General features: G+C 66.5%; 15 protein-coding genes. 12 read left to right on the top strand and 3 right to left on the bottom strand.

From position 1 onward, the window contains the following. Nucleotides 1–5 precede the first annotated feature (5 nt). From AC07PT_RS15095 to AC07PT_RS15105, 3 genes are read left to right on the top strand one after another with little or no spacing between them, the layout of a single operon-like run. Nucleotides 6–1,133: a porin gene (locus AC07PT_RS15095; protein ID WP_492346096.1), complete on the top strand. Its 1,128-nt coding sequence runs from the start codon at nt 6–8 to the stop codon at nt 1,131–1,133. 47 nt (nt 1,134–1,180) lie between these two features. Beyond that, nucleotides 1,181–2,176, top strand: coding sequence for a Bug family tripartite tricarboxylate transporter substrate binding protein (locus AC07PT_RS15100; protein ID WP_492346097.1), 996 nt, complete (start codon nt 1,181–1,183; stop codon nt 2,174–2,176). 42 nt (nt 2,177–2,218) lie between these two features. After that, on the top strand, nt 2,219–3,406 hold the full coding sequence (locus tag AC07PT_RS15105) for a cupin domain-containing protein (RefSeq protein ID WP_494657142.1): 1,188 nt from the start codon (nt 2,219–2,221) through the stop codon (nt 3,404–3,406). 82 nt (nt 3,407–3,488) lie between these two features. Here the strand turns inward: AC07PT_RS15105 and AC07PT_RS15110 are convergent, their stop codons facing one another. After that, nucleotides 3,489–3,845: a RidA family protein gene (locus AC07PT_RS15110; RefSeq protein ID WP_492346099.1), complete on the bottom strand. Its 357-nt coding sequence runs from the start codon at nt 3,843–3,845 to the stop codon at nt 3,489–3,491. A gap of 141 nt (nt 3,846–3,986) precedes the next feature. Further along, entirely contained in the window at nt 3,987–4,985 is a 999-nt protein-coding gene (locus tag AC07PT_RS15115) for a LacI family DNA-binding transcriptional regulator (RefSeq protein ID WP_494657143.1), read from the bottom strand. Between the two features lie 242 nt (nt 4,986–5,227). On the opposite strand from AC07PT_RS15115, the gene ptsP reads away from it, so the two are divergent. Genes ptsP through AC07PT_RS15130 form a run of 3 tightly spaced genes read left to right on the top strand, consistent with a single transcriptional unit; the run spans nt 5,228 to nt 10,593 of the window. Then, the gene (ptsP, locus tag AC07PT_RS15120) at nt 5,228–7,774 is read left to right on the top strand and encodes a phosphoenolpyruvate--protein phosphotransferase (protein ID WP_494657144.1); all 2,547 of its coding nucleotides are present in this window, start codon (nt 5,228–5,230) and stop codon (nt 7,772–7,774) included. Further along, nucleotides 7,771–8,754 carry a 1-phosphofructokinase family hexose kinase gene (locus AC07PT_RS15125; protein WP_494657145.1) on the top strand — a complete coding sequence of 328 codons (984 nt, stop codon included), beginning with the start codon at nt 7,771–7,773 and terminating at the stop codon, nt 8,752–8,754. Before ptsP ends, AC07PT_RS15125 begins: the two co-directional genes overlap by 4 nt. A 42-nt stretch (nt 8,755–8,796) precedes the next feature. Beyond that, nucleotides 8,797–10,593 (top strand): fructose-specific PTS transporter subunit EIIC, encoded by a 1,797-nt coding sequence (locus tag AC07PT_RS15130; protein ID WP_494657146.1) that lies wholly within the window; start codon nt 8,797–8,799, stop codon nt 10,591–10,593. Nucleotides 10,594–10,624: 31 nt separating this feature from the next. Here the strand turns inward: AC07PT_RS15130 and AC07PT_RS15135 are convergent, their stop codons facing one another. Beyond that, nucleotides 10,625–11,527, bottom strand: coding sequence for a LysR family transcriptional regulator (locus AC07PT_RS15135; RefSeq protein ID WP_494657147.1), 903 nt, complete (start codon nt 11,525–11,527; stop codon nt 10,625–10,627). Between the two features lie 178 nt (nt 11,528–11,705). On the opposite strand from AC07PT_RS15135, the gene AC07PT_RS15140 reads away from it, so the two are divergent. The 6 genes from AC07PT_RS15140 (at nt 11,706) to AC07PT_RS15165 (ending at nt 16,687) form a co-directional block, all read left to right on the top strand. After that, nucleotides 11,706–12,425, top strand: a complete 720-nt coding sequence (locus AC07PT_RS15140; protein WP_492346105.1) for a pirin family protein — start codon at nt 11,706–11,708, stop codon at nt 12,423–12,425. 116 nt (nt 12,426–12,541) lie between these two features. Beyond that, nucleotides 12,542–13,195, top strand: a complete 654-nt coding sequence (locus tag AC07PT_RS15145) for a hydrolase (protein ID WP_492346106.1) — start codon at nt 12,542–12,544, stop codon at nt 13,193–13,195. Nucleotides 13,196–13,201: 6 nt separating this feature from the next. After that, nucleotides 13,202–13,480, top strand: a complete 279-nt coding sequence (locus tag AC07PT_RS15150) for a DUF1427 family protein (protein WP_492346107.1) — start codon at nt 13,202–13,204, stop codon at nt 13,478–13,480. Continuing rightward, the gene (locus tag AC07PT_RS15155; RefSeq protein ID WP_492346108.1) at nt 13,480–15,369 is read left to right on the top strand and encodes an amidohydrolase; all 1,890 of its coding nucleotides are present in this window, start codon (nt 13,480–13,482) and stop codon (nt 15,367–15,369) included. The genes AC07PT_RS15150 and AC07PT_RS15155 overlap by 1 nt, the downstream gene beginning before the upstream one ends. Nucleotides 15,370–15,386: 17 nt before the next feature. Then, the gene (locus tag AC07PT_RS15160; protein ID WP_494657149.1) at nt 15,387–15,815 is read left to right on the top strand and encodes a DoxX family protein; all 429 of its coding nucleotides are present in this window, start codon (nt 15,387–15,389) and stop codon (nt 15,813–15,815) included. 50 nt (nt 15,816–15,865) lie between these two features. Continuing rightward, nucleotides 15,866–16,687 (top strand): AraC family transcriptional regulator, encoded by an 822-nt coding sequence (locus tag AC07PT_RS15165; RefSeq protein ID WP_494657150.1) that lies wholly within the window; start codon nt 15,866–15,868, stop codon nt 16,685–16,687. Nucleotides 16,688–17,013: the final 326 nt, after the last annotated feature.

The following is a 17,013-nucleotide window of genomic DNA, read 5'->3' on the forward strand; positions in this document are numbered from 1 at the left end:
CACACATGAAAAAACACAAGCTTCTTTGCGCCACGTTCAGTTTGGCGGGCCTCGCATGTCACGCCCAGAGCACCGGTGCCTCATCGGTGTCCATCTACGGCATCCTGGACACCGGGGTCAGCTACACCAATCGGATCCAATCAGGGAGCGCCACCACACCAGGCTCGATGTGGTCGGTGCTGCCGGGCGCCATGCAGGCATCGCGCCTGGGTTACCGGGGGCGTGAGGACCTTGGCGGCGGCATCAGCGCCGTGTTCGCCCTCGAATCGGGCCTCAACATGAACAGCGGCAGCTTCGCACAAGGCGGTATCGCTTTTGGCCGCAAGTCCATTGTGGGCCTGAACACCCCCTGGGGTGCCTTGCTGGTCGGACGCCAGACCGACCCCCTGGATGACATGGGCACCCTGTCGTCCACGATCGATTTCGGCTCTCAGGCGGCCCCAATCCACGGCCTGGACCGCACCTACGCCGATCGGACCAACAACTCGATCCGTTACAACTCGGTGCGTCAAGGCGGGCTGCAAGGAACCGCCATGGTCGGCCTGGGTGGCAATGCGGGCGACAGCCAGGCGGGCCAGACCGTGGCACTCGGCCTCGACTACCAGCAACAGGCGCTGCGCCTGGCTGGCGCCTTCTATCAGACCCGACTCGGTGCCACCTCTGCCGATGCCAGTGCCGCCAACATCGGTGCCAACAAGGGGGGCGCGGGCGACGTGGCGCTGCGCACCTGGACATTGGGTGCAGCCTACCAGTGGGGTGTCGTCCGCCTGCATGGCACCTACTCGGACACGCGCCAGCCCCTGGCCATCGCCAGCACCTCGCGTGACTTGAAGGGTGCCTCCGCTCGCCAGTCCACGATCCTGGACCTCGGTGCCAGCTGGGCCGTCACGCCCAATCTCAACCTCAATGCCAGCATCATCCGCAACCAGGTCGACTTCGTGGCCGCGGCCGGAGGCCGACTGAACCAGCTGAACCTGGGCCTGGATTACTACCTGTCGAAGAGAACCGATCTGTATTTCAACACCGGATACCTGGGTGCCAAGTCCATGAATTCGCCGGGACTGAGCGATGGGGTCCCTGGTGCTGATCGTTCACAACGCATGATCCGCGCCGGCATCCGGCACAAGTTTTGACCCGCCTCCGGTGTCAACGCCTCACAACAACAACACCCTCACCTCCCATGCCCACCCCCTCCTCATCCCTGCGTCGCCGATCATTGATCGCGGCCGCCGCTGCACCCTGGATGGCCAGTTCGTGGCACAGTGCGCAAGCCCAGTCCTGGCCCAGCAAGCCGATCCGCCTGGTGGTGCCCTTTGCCCCCGGCGGCGCATCGGACACCATCGCCCGCCTGATTTCCGATCAGTTGCCCCGTCGTCTCGGGCAGCCCGTGGTGATCGACAACAAACCCGGTGGCTCCACCATCATCGGCGTCGACGCCGTCGCCAAAGCAGCCCCCGACGGCTACACCCTCCTGCTCGCAGGGGTTGGCAGCTACAGCGTGCTGCCCGCCCTGCGCAAGAACCTGCCGTTTCAGATCGACCGGGATCTGGCCATGTTGGCCTTGGTCAGCTACACCCCGAACGTGCTGGTCACCGCGTCGAACAAGCCCTATGCCTCGCTGGCCGACTTCATCCGCCAGGCCAAGGCCAAACCAGGCGACCTGCGCTATGTCACCTATGGTGAAGGCGGGGCCAACCATCTGTGCGGTGTGATGCTGGAGAACGCGGCCGGCATCAAGATGGATGCCATTCCCTACAAGGGAGCGGCAGATGCCAAGCTGGCCCTGCTTCGAGGCGATGTGGATCTGAGCTTCGAAACACTGGCCAGCGTGGGCGGCGAACTGCGCTCGGGCCGCCTGCGGGCCCTGGCCATCGGCAGCCCCGAACGCAGCAAGCTGCTCCCCAGCGTGGCAAGCCTGGCCGAGTTGGGGCTGGGCCAGGCCGCCGTTCAACCCTTCTTCGGATTCTCGATGCCCAGCGGCACGCCGCAGGCCATCCGTGACCGCCTCAGCCGCGAGCTGATCGACATCATGTCCCAACCCGAGGCGCGCGATCGCTCCACCGCAGCCTTCCTGGAGCCCGTCGCACTCGGCCCGGACGAGATGCGCACGCTGGTGAACCGCGAAACCGAAAGCTTCCGCCGCGTGGCTCAGCAACTGAAGCTGAATCTCGATTGACACGCGTGCATGCATCCACCCCATTTTTCATCGGAGACCTTCATGCCCCCTGCCAGCCTGACCCCAGCCCAGTCGTCGCCCAGTGCGCCGCTGCCCTCTTTGAACCTCGATGGCATCAGCGCCGCCATGGTGCAGCTTGGCTGTGAAACCCTTGAGCCCACGCTCAGCTTTTTCACCCATCAGCTGGGCATGCGGGTGCTGGCCATCTTTCCGGCCGATAACCCCAAGACCGCCCTGGTGGTGGGGCACGGCATCACCCTGCAGCTCTCGGTGGGGGTGCCCAACGCTGCGCCACGCCTGACCCTGCTGTGTCGTGATCCGGCGGCCGTGGCCGGCGGGCGCCTCGTGCTGTCGGCGCCCAATGGCACGGCGGTTCATCTGGCCCCGGTAGACCCCGAGATGAAGCTGCCCGCCACCGTTCAGTCCCTGGTCATCAGCCAACACGGCGCTGCCACTCACTGGAGCGTGGGTCGCGCCGGCCTGCGCTACCGCGACCTGCTGCCAGACCGCCACGGCGGTGCCTTCATTGCCTCCCACATCCGGATCCTGGACGGCGGTGTCGTGCCTGATTACGAGCACTATCACAAGGTCCGGTTCCAAATGATCTTCTGCCGCAAGGGCTGGGTCAAAGTGGCGTACGAAGGCCAGGGCGAACCGCTGGTGATGCAAGCTGGCGACTGCGTACTTCAACCCCCGTTGATCCGTCACCGGGTGATGGAAAGCTCGGCGGGTGCCGAGGTGATCGAGATCGGTACGCCGGCCGAACACATCACCATCGCAGACCATGCGATGTCCTTGCCGTCGGATCACCTGTTGCCGCCCGCGCATGAATTCGGCGGCCAGCGCTTTGTCTTTCATCAGGCGCGTAGCGCCCCTTGGAAGCCATGGCGTCTGGCAGGCCTGTCCTGCCAGGACACCGGCATCGGCGAGGCCACCAAAGGCCTGGCCGGTGTGCGCGTGATCCGGCCTGAAGGCCTGGGCGCTGCCATGATCCCCGATCAGCAGCATGAAACTGAATTCTGTTTCTATTTTGTGCTGTCGGGTCAATTGGATTTCTGCCATGGTCAAGAGCGCCTGACCTTGAAGAGCGACGACAGCGTCACCGTACCAGGGGCCCTGCGATACGGATTCGCCAAGGCGAGCGAAGACCTTCAGTTGCTCGAAGTCACGCTGCCGGACGCCGTCCACCTCTCGCCCCTGATCGAAGAATCAGAGGTTTGCCAAGCCTGAACCCGCAACGCCAGTCACGGCACAACACTTTCTCCAGGCAAGCCTGTTGCCCCGCCAGACTTCATGTCCCGCGGGGCTTTTTTCATGCTGCGGCCACCACCGTGACCTCGATCAGCGCACCGGGATACAAGGGCTCCGCCGCGACGGTGGTCCGCACAGGGAAAGGCGGGGCAAAGCACTCACCGTACACCTGATTGAACGCGGCAAAGTCCTCAGGGTGGCGCAGATGAACCGTGGCCTGGAGAACCTTGTCCAGGCTCGAGCCTTCATTGGCCAGCGTGGCGGCCAGGTGATGCAGAACCAGGCGGGTCTGCGCTTCAACCCCTTCGGGCGCCCTGCCCGAGCTCTGGTGGGCCACTTCGCCAGACACAAAGAGGAGGCCGGCATGTTTGCGGACCTTGCTGAAATGTTGGGATGGTTGCGGTGATGGGAGGCTCATTTTTGATTCGAGATGCCGTGGTCTGAAATCAAAATTATCCCGAGACCCTGCCGATCATGGGTTGGCATATTCGCAATGTGGTCATGCAATTTCGGCAAACGCCCGAGCACCCGACACCCGAGCACTCCATTGAGCCTGAAGTCAGACCCGGCGGCCCTCCGGCCCGCGGCTCGACCCACGGATCACCAGTTGCCCCTCCAGCACCACCTTGCGGGCCGGGCGGCTCGGGTCGTCGATGCGCTGAAGCATCAGTTCGGCCGCGCTGCGGCCGATGTCGTAGGTGGGCTGGGCGATCACGGTCACGTCGACCGAGGGCAGCGCTGTCCAGTCGTTGTTGTCGAAACCGGCCAAGCCGATCTGGCCGGGCGAACGCCTGCCTGCGGCCTGCAAGGCCTGCACCGCGCCCATCAACAGCAGGCCGTTGGATGCCAGCAGGGCGTCCGGTCCGTCGGCCTGGGCCAGCAAAGCGGCGGCCGCCTCAATGCCGGCCTCGCGGGTGGGCGCCACCCGGTGCACCTCGGGGCGGAGGCCCTGAGCCTGCAAGGCGGCTTCGTAGCCGGCCTGGCGCTCCTGACCGGTGGTGCTGTGGTGGCCCACCAGCAAGGCAATGCGCCGGTAGCCCGCCGCCAGCAGGTGCTCGGTCAGCTGACGTGCTGCCGCCACGTTGTCTAGCAGCACCCGGTCCACCGGGGTGTCGGGCAGGGCACGGTCCACCATCACCACCGGAAACGGCCAGTCCGTGGGCCTGAAGCGCCGCAGGCCTTCCAGTGTGGGTGAGTAGATCACCCCGCTGGCCTGTTCGTCGGCCATCAGTTGCAGGTAGGAGTGCTCTTTTTCAGGGTTCTCGTCGGTATTGCACAAGATCAGACGCAGGCCGTGGCGGTAGGCCATGTCCTCAACCGCCCGCCCCACGTCCGTGAAAAAGGGGCTGCGGATATCGGACACGATCAGGCCCAACAACGAGGCTCGTTGTTGTCGCAACCGGCGGGCTGCCAGATTGGGCCGATACCCCAGGGCGGCAATCGCCTGTTCCACCTGGGCGCGCAACGCCGGTCGCACCGCCTGGGGCTGACTGAGCACCCGCGAGACTGTGGTGGTGGACACGCCGGCCTTGGCGGCCACGTCCTTGATGCTGCTCACCTGGAATCCTTTCTTTTACCGGCCTCCATGGTAACGCCCGTGAACCAATTTGGTATCGATTCCAAAAACAAACAGAATTCTGATCTGCACAATCAAATCCAGTAACCCGTTGCTTTTAATTTCTTCGCCAAAAATTCAGGGTTTACCCTTGTTTTAGGCCGCTCAATGGCGCAATCATGTCCATTCCAGAGAAACGAGATCGATAATGCCGACCTGAAATCGATACCAATTTGGAGACAGAGATGCCGATCCAGGTCGAAGTCCGTCTGGGGGCTGCCCCCCACAACCGCGAAGATGCCGTGCGTGCCGCCGGTGCCCTGCTGGCCCAGGCCGGCCATGTGCTGCCGGCCTATGTGGACAGCCTGTTGCAACGCGAAAAGCTGGCCAACACCTTTCTGGGCCAGGGGGTGGCGATCCCGCACGGTTTGATCGAAGACCGCCACCTGGTGCAGAGCACGGGCCTGGCGGTGCTGCAGGTCCCGGCCGGGGTGCGCTGGGGGGACGACGCCAAGCAGGCCCACCTGGTGGTGGCCATTGCGGCCGCCTCGGACGAGCACATTGACGTGCTGCGCCGCCTGACCCGCCTGATGCGCAACGAGGCCTTGATGCAGCGCCTGGTCACCACCCACGATGCGCAAGACATCGTGCGCGCCCTGACCACCGATGGCGAAGCCGATGCCACCGCCACCGCCACCGCCGTCCTGGAAGACTTTGCCCTGGGCCGCGAGGTGGCGCTGAGCTACCCCAACGGCTTGCATGCGCGCCCTGCCGGCCAATGGGCCCAAACCGCACAGCGCTTCGCCGCCCAGGTGCACGTGCGTTACGACCAGGTGGTGGTCGACGCCAAGAACGTGGCGGCCCTGCTGAGCCTGGGCGCCGGCCGCGGGGCCACCCTGCGCCTGTCGGCCCAGGGCCCGGATGCCGAAGCGGCCTTGCGCGCCCTGCGGGCCATCGTCGTACGGCTGGGCGAGGAGGAGGCGCGCCAGGCCCAGTTGGCCAGCTTTCGCCAGAGCCAGGCCCAAGGCCTGGGCCAGGTGCTGGGCGACTGGCAGCCCACGGCGCGCCAGACCTTCACCGGCATCGCGGCCAGCCCCGGCCTGGTGATCGGCACCCTGGTGCAGGCCGCCGGGGCGGTGCTGCAGGTCGAAGACCATTTCCGCAGCGCGCCGCAAGAGGCCGAAGCGCTTGAGCGCGCCCTGCAGGCGGCTTTGGCCGAGCTGGAAGCCGGGGCCAGCCAGGCCCGGGGGCAGGGCCAGGCTGAACAAGCCGGCATCTTCAGTGCCCACGCCGGCTTGCTGCGCGACCCCCGCCTGCTGCAGGTGGTGAGCCGCGGCATCGTGCAGGGCCACGGCGCGGCCTGGGCCTGGCGCCAGGCCCTGAACGAGCGGGTAGCAGCCCAGCGGGCGCTGCCCGACGCCACCCTGGCCGCGCGTGCGGCGGATCTGCAGGATGCCGGCGACCGCGTGCTGCGTCACCTGCTGGGCCTGCCCACGCAGGCGCTGGGCGACACCTGGCCGGGCGACGCCATCCTGCTGGCCGACGACCTGTCGCCCTCTTTCACCGCCCAGCTCGACCCGACCCGCGTGCGTGGCTTCTGCACCGCCAGCGGGGGCCCTACGGCCCACACCGCCATCCTGGCCCGCGCCCTGGGCCTGCCGGCCCTGGTGGCCGGCGGCCCCGATCTGCTGCAGGCCGAGAGCGGCACCCTCGCCATCCTCGACGGCTACCGGGGCCGTTTGTATGTGGGGCCCAGCGCCACCGCCCTGATCGAGGCGCAGGAACAAATCGAGGGGCTGACCCGCCGGCAGGCCGAAGAGGCGCGCAACCGCCTGATGCCCGCCACCACCACCGATGGGCACACCGTGGAAATCGCAGCCAACGTCAACCGCGCCGACCAGGTGGCACGGGCACTTGAGGCCGGGGCCGAGGGCGTGGGCCTGATGCGCACCGAGTTCCTGTTTCTGGAGCGCGACACCGTGCCCGACGAAGAGGCTCAGTACCTGGCCCTGCGGGCCATGGTCGAGGCCCTGGGTGGACGGCCGCTGGTCGTGCGCACGCTGGACATCGGCGGCGACAAGCAGGTACCCCACCTGCAGTTGCCGGTCGAGGACAACCCCTTCCTGGGTGTGCGCGGTGCCCGCCTGGCGCTGCGCCGCGACGACCTGCTGCTGCCCCAGCTGCGCGCCCTGTGCCGCGCCGCCCGGCACGGCCCGCTGCAGATCATGTTCCCGATGATCAGCACTGTGGAGGAGGTGCAGGAACTGCGCCGGCGCATGGCCCAGGTGCGCGAAGAACTGGACGCCCCCGAGGTGCCGATCGGCATCATGATCGAGGTGCCTTCGGCCGCCTTGCTGGCCGACCGGCTGGCCGCCCAGGTCGACTTCTTCTCGATCGGCACCAATGACCTGACCCAGTACGCCCTGGCCGTGGACCGCCAGCACCCCGAACTGGCCGCCATGGCCGACAGCCTTCACCCCGCCGTGCTGCGCCTGGTAGAGCGCACCGTGGCTGGCGCGCGCCGCCATGAACGCTGGGTGGGCGTTTGCGGCGGCCTGGCCGGCGAGCCTCTGGGCGCGGCCCTGCTGGTGGGCCTGGGCGTGGACGAACTCTCCATGAGCGTGGGCGATGTGGGGCCGATCAAGGCCTTGCTGCGACGCCACAGCCTGAGCGAGCTTCAGGCCCTGGCCCGCCGGGCCCTGGACATGGACAGTGCCGACGAAGTGCGCGCCCTGGGCGGTGCGCTGCACGGTACCCCAAGCGGGGCTGACAGCCCGGAGGCCCAGGCATGAGCGCCCGCCTGATCACCATCACCCTCAACCCCGCCATCGACCAGACCGTGCGGCTGAGCCGTCTGGAGCCCGGCGCGGTGCACCGCGCGCTGGGCGAGCAGACCGAGGCGGGTGGCAAGGGCATCGGTGTGGCGGCGGTGCTGGCCGCCCTGGGCCGGCCGGTGACTGCCAGCGGCTGGCTGGGGGCCGACAACGACGCGGTGTTCCGCGCCGCGTTTGCCCACCACGGCATCACCGACGCCATGGTGCGCCTGCCTGGCGCCACCCGCACCAACATCAAATTGGCCGTGGCCGAACGCGGCGACAGCACCGACATCAACCTGCCCGGCCTGAGCCTGCCCGCCGAGGCCTTGCAGGCCGCAGAACAGCGCCTGCAAGAGGCCCTGGGCACCGCCGTGGCGCCGGGCGATTGGTGCGAACTGGCCGGCAGCCTTCCGCCGGGCACCGATGTGGCGCTGTGGGAGCGCCTGGCACGCTGGCTGGCCGGACGAGGCGCCCACCTGGTGATCGACACCGGCGGCGCCGTGCTGGGGCAGTTGCTGCGACGCCTGTCCGACCCGGCCCAGGGGCCAACGGTGGCGCCCGCCTTCATCAAGCCCAACCGGGCCGAACTCGAAGAACTGGTGGGCCGGGCCCTGCCGGATGCCCAGGCCGTGGCCGAGGCGGCCCAGGCCCTGGCCGGCCGGCACGGCGTGCAGCAGATGGTGGTGTCGCTGGGCGCCGAGGGCGCGGTGATGGTCAGCCCCCAGGGCTGCTGGCTGGCCGCGGCACCGCCCGTGCCGGTGGCCACCACGGTGGGTGCCGGCGACGCCTTGGTGGCAGGCACCCTGGCGGCCCTGATGGGCGGGCAGACCATGCCGGTCGCGGGTGTGTTCGGCATGGCCTGCGCCGCCGCCCGCATCCAGCGCATTGCGCCTGGCCTGCCCCCGCTGCACCAGGTGCACGAACTGGCCAACCACATCCACACCACCCTGATCTGACCCCCGATCTGCCCCCTTTTCACTGAGCACACGGAGACACGCATGGCGCAACTCATTGCCCTCGCGGCCAGCCAGGCTGGCCCTGCCCACAGCTTTGTCACTGGCGAGGCCCTGCGGGCCGCTGCCGAACGCCAGGGCCACCACCTGGCCCTGTGGGTCAAAAGCCCGCTGGGTGACCAAGGTGTCTGGAGCGAGACCGAACGCGCAGGCGCCCTGGCCTGCATCCTGGCCTCGGACCTGGACAGCCCCCTGCCCCCGCACCTTCAGCCCCAGGTGCCCACCCTGCGGGTGACCCCGGCCGAGGTGCTGGCCGATGCCGAGGGCGTGCTGCGGCGCGCCCTGATGCCGGCGACAGACGCTGGCGCGGCCCCAGCCATTGCCGCGACCAAGCCAGCGTCAAACAAGCCCCCAGCCCCGCAAGCCACGGCCCCCACGGCGCCGCTGCGCATCGTGGCCGTCACCTCATGCCCCACCGGGGTGGCCCACACCTTCATGGCGGCCGAGGCGCTGGAACAGGCCGCCAAGGCCCTGGGCCACCTCATCCAGGTCGAAACCCAGGGCTCGGTGGGTGCCCAGAACACCCTGAGCGCCCAGGCCATTGCCCAGGCCGACCTGGTGATCATTGCCGCCGACACCCAGGTGAACCGCGATCGCTTTGTGGGCAAGCGCCTGCATGTGACCGGCACCAAGGCCGCCATCCACGACGCAGGCGCCGTGTTCAACGAGGCGGCACGCCAGGCGGTGGTCTGGAACACTGCCACAGACCCCACAGCGGCGGCTTCGGCCAGCGCAGCACCGGCCGGCCCCCAGGCCCGCACCGGCGCCTACAAGCACCTGATGACCGGCGTGTCGTTCATGCTGCCCTTTGTGGTGGCCGGTGGCCTGTTGATTGCACTGGCCTTTGCGCTGGGCGGCATCTATGTCTATGACGATGCCCACAAAGGCACGCTGGGCTGGGTGCTGTTTCAGGTGGGGGCCAAGGCCGGCTTTGCGTTGATGCTGCCGGCCCTGGCCGGCTACATCGCCTACTCGATCGCCGACCGCCCCGGCATTGCACCGGGCATGATCGGCGGCCTGCTGGCCGGTACCGTGGGAGCCGGGTTTCTGGGGGCCATCGCGGCCGGCTTCATTGCTGGCTACAGCGTGCAGGCACTCAATCGGACCATGCGCCTGCCCCGCGGGCTGGAAGGCCTCAAGCCCGTCCTGCTGTTGCCGCTGCTGGGCGCGGCCATCACCGGCGTGCTGATGCTGATGGTGATCGGCGAACCCATGGCCGCCGTGATGAGCGCCCTCACCCACTGGCTCAAGGGCTTGCAGACCGGCAGCGCCGTGATGCTGGGCCTGGTGCTGGGCGGCATGATGGCCGTGGACATGGGCGGGCCCGTCAACAAGGCGGCCTATGTGTTCTCGACCACCTTGATCGGCTCGGGCGTGACCGAACCCATGGCCGCCGCCATGGCCGGCGGCATGACCCCGCCATTGGGCATCGCCCTGGCCTGCTGGCTGTTCCGCAGCCGCTTTCTGACCGAAGAGCGCGACGCCGCCAAGGCCACTGCCGTGCTGGGCCTGGCCTTCATCTCCGAAGGGGCCATCCCCTACGTGGCGCGCGACCCCCTGCGCGTGATCCCGGCCTGCGTGCTCGGCTCGGCCGTGGCCGGTGGCCTGAGCATGTTCTGGCACATCGGCCTGCACGCCCCCCACGGCGGCATCTTCGTGCTGGCCATCCCGAACGCCGTCAACCAGGTGCTGCTGTATGCCGCCGCGATTGCCGTGGGCACGGTGGTGACGGCGCTGGCGCTGGGGGTGGTGAAACGGGAAGTGGCGGCCAAGGCCACCTGAACGTTCAAGGCCTGCCCTCCCCGACACCCCCTCACTTGGCAAGGATGTGAGGCAACAGGGGCCGGGAAAGCCGATTCACCCACCACTTCAGCGCCTCGCCCTCGTGGCCGATCTTCCAGCCCAGCCAGAATTGCTCGTCAGGCCGGGATTCCAGGCAGGGCAGTTCGACCAGGGTGCCGCGGGCCAATTCAGCCTGTATGCAGGCCAAGGGCAGAAAGCCGTGGCCCAGCCCCGCCACCTGGTAGGCCACCTTGGCCTCCATGGAGGGCACGGTGATCCGCTTCTGGCCCAGTTGCACCCCCACCGTTCGCTCTGACAGGTGGCGTGCGCTGTCACCGACCACGATGGCGGTGTGCTTCAACAGCTGGTCCCGGCTCAAGGGCTGCGGAGCCCTGGCCAAGGGGTGGGTTGGCGCCACACAAAAGCCGAAGGCGAGCGAGCCCACGTTGACCGCCCTGTACCCACCCCCGGCAGGGCCATCCCCGGCCGCGATGACCAGATCGGCACGGTCGTCACGCAGGGCCTCCCAACTGCCGGTCAGGGCCTCGCAGGCGATGCGCAAACGGGTGCCGCAATGCAGGTCTTCGAAGGCACAGACATCTGGCGCCAAGGCGCTGGGGGGGATCAACGAGTCATGCACCAGGCGCAACTCGGACTCATAGCCGGTGGCGATCTGACACATCCGAGACTCCAGATCGGCAGCGGCATCGAGAAGCCATCGCCCCTCTTTGAGCATCTCCCGCCCCGGGGGCGTGAGGCTGATGCGCGGCCCGTTTCGCACAAACAAGGCCATGCCCAGCTGCGATTCCAGCTTGTTGATGGCATAGGACACGGTCGATGGCACCTTGTGAAGCCGCTCCGCCGCCGCGGCGAACGAGCCATGCCTGTCAATCGCGTCCATCAACTCAATGGCTTCAAGGGTGATCTTCAACATGCGTGCACTGCCCCTCTATGTTCGGATTTTTTGATTATGAAGCATGAAACTCTTCAATCCAAGCAGGCTTTTGGAAGTGGAAACTAGCATCTCTTCATCGGAAATCACCCACTGACGAGTTGATTCGATGAAATTGATCATCAACCAGATCGAAAGATCAACCAGTCCGGAGAGCAGCATGCTTGAACTTCGCAAAGCCGACCATCGGGGCCTCGCCAACCTGGGTTGGCTTGAGTCTCGTCACACCTTCTCATTTGGTCACTACCGCGACCCCCAGCAACAGGGCTTTTCTGAATTGCTGGTCATCAATGACGACAGGGTGCAGGCCGAGCAGGGCTTCGGCACCCACCCGCACAACAACATGGAAATCTTTTCCTATGTGCTCGAAGGTGCGCTGGAGCACAAGGATTCGATGGGGACCGGCTCGGTCATCCACCCCGGCGACGTGCAGTTGATGAGCGCCGGCGCCGGGGTGCGGCACAGCGAGTACAACCACTCGGCAACCGAGCCGCTGCACTTTCTGCAAATCTGGATCGTGCCCAACATCCGGGCGGCCAAGCCGGGCTACCAGCAAAAGCACTTCAGCGAAGCGGACAAGCGGGGCCGGCTGGCGCTCATCATCTCGCCGGACGGTGCGGAGGGCTCACTGCGCATTCACCAGGACGCCCGCGTGTATGCCGGCCTGTTCGACGGCGACGAGGCCAGCACTTTGGCGCTGGGGCCCGACCGCTACGCCTATGTCCATGTGGCACGCGGCAGCCTGGAGGTGAACGGCCAAAGGCTCGCCGAAGGCGACGGGGCCCGTGTGCGCCATGAAGAGGTGTTGCATCTGAGCGCTGGCCGGCAGGCCGAGGTGCTGGTCTTCAACCTGCCGCCGCGCGAATTGCCCTCGCGTTGACGCCCACCTCGACACCGCCTTGACCACCTGACAAATCTTCAAGACGGCATCGAACCGCCTTGGCACGATCGGTTCGCTTCCATTGATTTTTCCCCCACACCTACAAGGATCTCACCATGACACTCACCGCCACCCCGACACCCGGCGCCACCTTGCTCACGCCATCGGACCACGCCCTGATCCTGATCGACTACCAGTCACAGATGTCGTTCGCGACGCAGTCGATCGATGCCATCCAGCTGCGCAACAACGCGGCCCTGATCTCGCGCGCCGCCAAAGGCTTTGGCGTGCCCACCATCCTCACCACCGTGGCAGAAAAGAGCTTCTCCGGCCCCATGTACGAAGAGATCACCTCTGCCTTCCCGGGCCAGGCACTGATCGATCGCACCTCCATGAACACCTGGGAAGACGCCAACGTGATCCAACAGGTCAATGCCATCGGGCGTGACCGCGTGGTGCTGGGCGGGCTCTGGACCTCGGTGTGCATCGTCGGCCCGGCCTTGTCCGCACTGGCTCAGGGCTATGAGGTGTATGTCATTGCCGACGCCTGCGGTGATGTGTCGGTCGAAGCCCACAACCGCGCCGTGGACCGCATGGTTCAGGCCGGCGCCCGCCCCATGACCGCGCTGCAATACCTGCTGGAACTGCAACGGGACTGGGCGCGCACCGACAGCTACGAGCTGACCACGGGCATTGCCAAGCAGTACGGCGGCGCCTATGGCCTGGGCATCACCTACGCCAAGACCATGTTCGGCGCCCACGAAGGCTGACAGGCCATGAAGCCCTATCTTTTGGCACTGGCCGTCGGTCTGTTGGTGGGTGTCATCTACGGGGCGCTCAATGTGCGGTCACCAGCGCCCCCCGTGATTGCGCTGGTCGGCCTGCTGGGCATCCTGGCGGGCGAGCAGATCCCGTCTCTGCTCAGGCAGGTTCTTCAGGAGCGCGCGCACCGCGTGTCCTGGTTGAATGAGCAGGTCAAACCGCACATGTTCGGGCACCTGCCCAAAGCCCCGGTGAGGGCCCGTGAAACCAACGCCGAAAGGCAGGACAGCTGATGAACCCCGACAACCATCCCGACCTGATCCTCCACCGTGGCCTGTTCACCACGCTCGATCGCAGCCAGCCCCATGCCAGCGCCGTGGCAATCCGGGACGGGCGATTTCAGCAGGTGGGGCGCGATCACGAGATCCTGCCGCTGGCAGGCCCGAACACCCGGGTCATCGACCTGCGCGGCAAGCGCGTCCTGCCTGGCCTGATCGACAACCACATCCACATCATCCGCGGCGGTCTGAACTACAACATGGAGCTGCGCTGGGATGGTGTGCGCAGCCTGGCCGACGCGATGGCCATGCTCAAGCGCCAGGTCGACCTGACCCCCGCGCCGCAGTGGGTTCGCGTGGTGGGCGGCTTCACCGAGCACCAGTTCCAGGAGAAGCGCCTGCCCACGCTGGAAGAACTCAACGCGGTCGCACCGGACACCCCTGTTTTCATCCTGCACCTGTATGACCGGGCCTTGCTCAATGGCGCCGCCTTGCGGGCCGTGGGCTACACCAAGGACACCCAGGCCCCGCCCGGAGGCGAGATCCTGCGCGACGCGGGTGGCAACCCCACCGGTCTGTTGCTCGCCAAGCCCAACGCAGGCATCTTGTATGCCACCCTGGCCAAAGGCCCCAAATTGCCCATCGACTACCAGATCAACTCGACGCGCCACTTCATGCGCGAGCTGAATCGCCTGGGCGTGACCGGGGCCATCGATGCGGGTGGCGGCTTCCAGAACTACCCGCAAGACTATGAAGTGATCCAGACGCTGGCCGATGCGGGGCAGCTGACCCTGCGCCTGGCCTACAACCTCTTCACGCAAAAGCCCAAGCAAGAGAAAGAAGACTTCCTGCAATGGACCGCCACCTCGAAGTACAAGCAGGGTGACGACTACTTTCGCCACAACGGGGCGGGCGAGATGCTGGTGTTTTCGGCCGCCGACTTTGAAGACTTCCGCCAGCCGCGCCCTGACATGGGTCCCGAGATGGAGGGCGAACTCGAGGCCGTGGTGAGTCTGCTGGCGCAGAACCGCTGGCCTTGGCGCCTGCACGCCACCTATGACGAGACCATCAGCCGAGCCCTCGACGTGTTTGAGCGCGTGAACCAAAGCGTGCCCTTGCAAGGGCTGAACTGGTTCTTTGACCACTGCGAGACGATCTCCGAGCAGTCCATCGACCGCATTGCGGCGCTGGGTGGGGGCATTGCGGTTCAGCACCGGATGGCCTATCAGGGCGAGTATTTTGTTGAGCGCTATGGCCGGGGCGCTGCCGAGGCCACCCCGCCCGTGGCCCGCATGCTCGAAAAAGGCGTGAAGGTGTCGGCAGGCACCGATGCCACCCGCGTCGCCTCGTACAACCCCTGGGTGTCCTTGTCCTGGCTGGTCACCGGCAAGACGGTGGGCGGCCTGCAGCTCTACCCGCAGCGCAATTGCCTGGATCGCGAGGCCGCCCTGCGCATGTGGACAGACAACGTGACCTGGTTCTCCAACGAGGAAGGCAAAAAGGGCCGCATCGAAGCCGGCCAACTGGCCGACCTGATGGTGCCCGATCGCGATTTCTTTGCCTGCCCCGAGTCCGAGATTGCCGACACCACCTCCTTGCTGACGCTGGTGGGTGGCAAGGTGGTGTACGCCTCGGGCCTCTTCCAGGATCACGACGAGGCCGCGCCTCCCCCTGCCATGCCGGACTGGTCTCCGGTGCGCACCTTTGGCGGCTACGCGGGCTGGGCTGACGAAGGCGGAGCCCCCTTGCAAGCCAGTTTGAAGCGTCAGGCCGCCGCCTGTGCATGCAACGTGAGTTGCGGTGTCCATGGCCACGAACATGCCACGGCCTGGAGCCGCAAGCTGCCCATCGCCGACCTCAAGAGCTTCTGGGGGGCGCTCGGCTGCGCCTGCTGGGCCATCTGACCCCGACCGAGACGAGCATGCTCAGATCATCGACGGATCAGCCGCCCCAAGGGCCAGCGCATCACCTGGCATCGGCCATTCAATGGCTGGCCCTGCTCGGGCTTTGCGCGGCCTACCTGCAGGGGGGCGTCAACAAGCTGCTTGACTTTCCGGCAGCGGTGCAGGAGATGCAGCACTTCGGACTGGCCCCCGCCCCACTCCTGGCGGGGGGCACCATCGCACTGGAACTGGGGGCGTCCCTCATGGTCCTGACGGGTTGGTGGCGTGGGCTCGCGGCCGCCCTGCTGGCGTGCTTCACCGTCGTCGCGACCTTTCTGGCCAACCGCTACTGGACCCTGGCGCCACCGCTGCGCGACGGCGTGGCCAACGCCTTCTACGAACACCTGGGCCTGGTGGGCGGCTTCGTGCTCGTGGCCGTACAAGACTGGCGGGCTCGGCAGCGATGACGAACGCGCCCTCCCGCGACGGGAAAGCCCCGTCCAGACCGCAGCACCAGGTGATTGCCTGGCGCACCGATGACATCGGCTTTCAGCGCGTGGCGATCTCCACCGATCAACCGCTGGCCTTCAACCGGGTGTTCCACGATGACATCACCATCCTGGCCTTTCGGCAGTCCTATTGGCGCAGCGAGCAGGACCGGCGCCAGCACGATGAAACGCCTGATCACCTGGTGATTCGCAATGCCGGTCAGGTCTTTTCAGCCTGCCTCATGGAGGCCCATGCCAGCGCGGATACCGAACCCGAATGCCGGGAGATGCACCTGTCCAGCGGGCGGTTGGCGCAGATCTATGAACAGTCGCACGGCGTTCTGCCCGCGGTCGATTTCTCGTCGCCCGTGATCATGAGCCCGGAGCTGGTGCAGCTGTTCTGGGACACGCACTGGCTGTTCGAGCATCGCAACGAATGCAGCTTGCTGGCCACGACCTACCTCAGCTGGCTGTTGTCGGCCATTGCCCAGCGCAGCAGCGGGCAGGGCCTGAAGGCGTCGACCGCCCCATGCACCCATCGCCCCATTCGGGCGATCGAATACCTCAGAGCGCATTTCCAGGACAAGATCAGCCTGAGCGATCTGGCCCAGGTGTGCCAGACCAACCCTTACACCCTGCTGCGGCAGTTCAAGAAGGCCTTCGGCATCGCCCCGCACGACTACCTGCTGGCCTACCGCATCTTTCGCGCCAAGCAATACCTGCAAGCCGGCTTGCCCTGCTCCGAGGTGGCCCACCTGTGCGGCTTCGCAGACCAAAGCCATCTGAACAGGCGCTTCAAGCAGCGGCTGGGCGTGAGCCCGGGCAGCATCATCCCCAGAACGCGCAGCTGAAAGGCCGTGGGCCCCAGTTGCACGCTGGGCGGGCCGCGGCCCACAAATCAAGCACAGATGGCCAAACGATCGTCGGGTGATCTCCGCTTGATTTCTGCTTGATTTCTCCTTGATGGCGGGGCGCATCAATAACGTCCAAGACGACGCGGGACTTGATCACTACGCTGAACACATTGCCACCGTATTCAACCCACACCGGAGACGCCATGTCCCTCAATGCACCTGTCGATCGTCGCCAAGCCCTGCTGGGGGCGGCCGCTGTTCTGCCCACCCTGGCCATGGCCAAGGACAAACCCGCCACCCCGGCATCCACTCTGTCACACCCA

The organism is Curvibacter sp. GW821-FHT09D12, assembly GCF_059416245.1.

Excerpts from the sequence above, each read along its gene's own strand:
- AC07PT_RS15095 (WP_492346096.1), top strand. The coding sequence starts at position 6 with ATGAAAAAACACAAGCTTCTTTGCGCCACGTTCAGTTTGGCGGGCCTC.
- AC07PT_RS15100 (WP_492346097.1), top strand. The coding sequence starts at position 1,181 with ATGCCCACCCCCTCCTCATCCCTGCGTCGCCGATCATTGATCGCGGCC.
- AC07PT_RS15105 (WP_494657142.1), top strand. The coding sequence starts at position 2,219 with ATGCCCCCTGCCAGCCTGACCCCAGCCCAGTCGTCGCCCAGTGCGCCG.
- AC07PT_RS15110 (WP_492346099.1), bottom strand. The coding sequence starts at position 3,845 with ATGAGCCTCCCATCACCGCAACCATCCCAACATTTCAGCAAGGTCCGC.
- ptsP (WP_494657144.1), top strand. The coding sequence starts at position 5,228 with ATGCCGATCCAGGTCGAAGTCCGTCTGGGGGCTGCCCCCCACAACCGC.
- AC07PT_RS15125 (WP_494657145.1), top strand. The coding sequence starts at position 7,771 with ATGAGCGCCCGCCTGATCACCATCACCCTCAACCCCGCCATCGACCAG.
- AC07PT_RS15130 (WP_494657146.1), top strand. The coding sequence starts at position 8,797 with ATGGCGCAACTCATTGCCCTCGCGGCCAGCCAGGCTGGCCCTGCCCAC.
- AC07PT_RS15135 (WP_494657147.1), bottom strand. The coding sequence starts at position 11,527 with ATGTTGAAGATCACCCTTGAAGCCATTGAGTTGATGGACGCGATTGAC.
- AC07PT_RS15140 (WP_492346105.1), top strand. The coding sequence starts at position 11,706 with ATGCTTGAACTTCGCAAAGCCGACCATCGGGGCCTCGCCAACCTGGGT.
- AC07PT_RS15145 (WP_492346106.1), top strand. The coding sequence starts at position 12,542 with ATGACACTCACCGCCACCCCGACACCCGGCGCCACCTTGCTCACGCCA.
- AC07PT_RS15150 (WP_492346107.1), top strand. The coding sequence starts at position 13,202 with ATGAAGCCCTATCTTTTGGCACTGGCCGTCGGTCTGTTGGTGGGTGTC.
- AC07PT_RS15155 (WP_492346108.1), top strand. The coding sequence starts at position 13,480 with ATGAACCCCGACAACCATCCCGACCTGATCCTCCACCGTGGCCTGTTC.
- AC07PT_RS15160 (WP_494657149.1), top strand. The coding sequence starts at position 15,387 with ATGCTCAGATCATCGACGGATCAGCCGCCCCAAGGGCCAGCGCATCAC.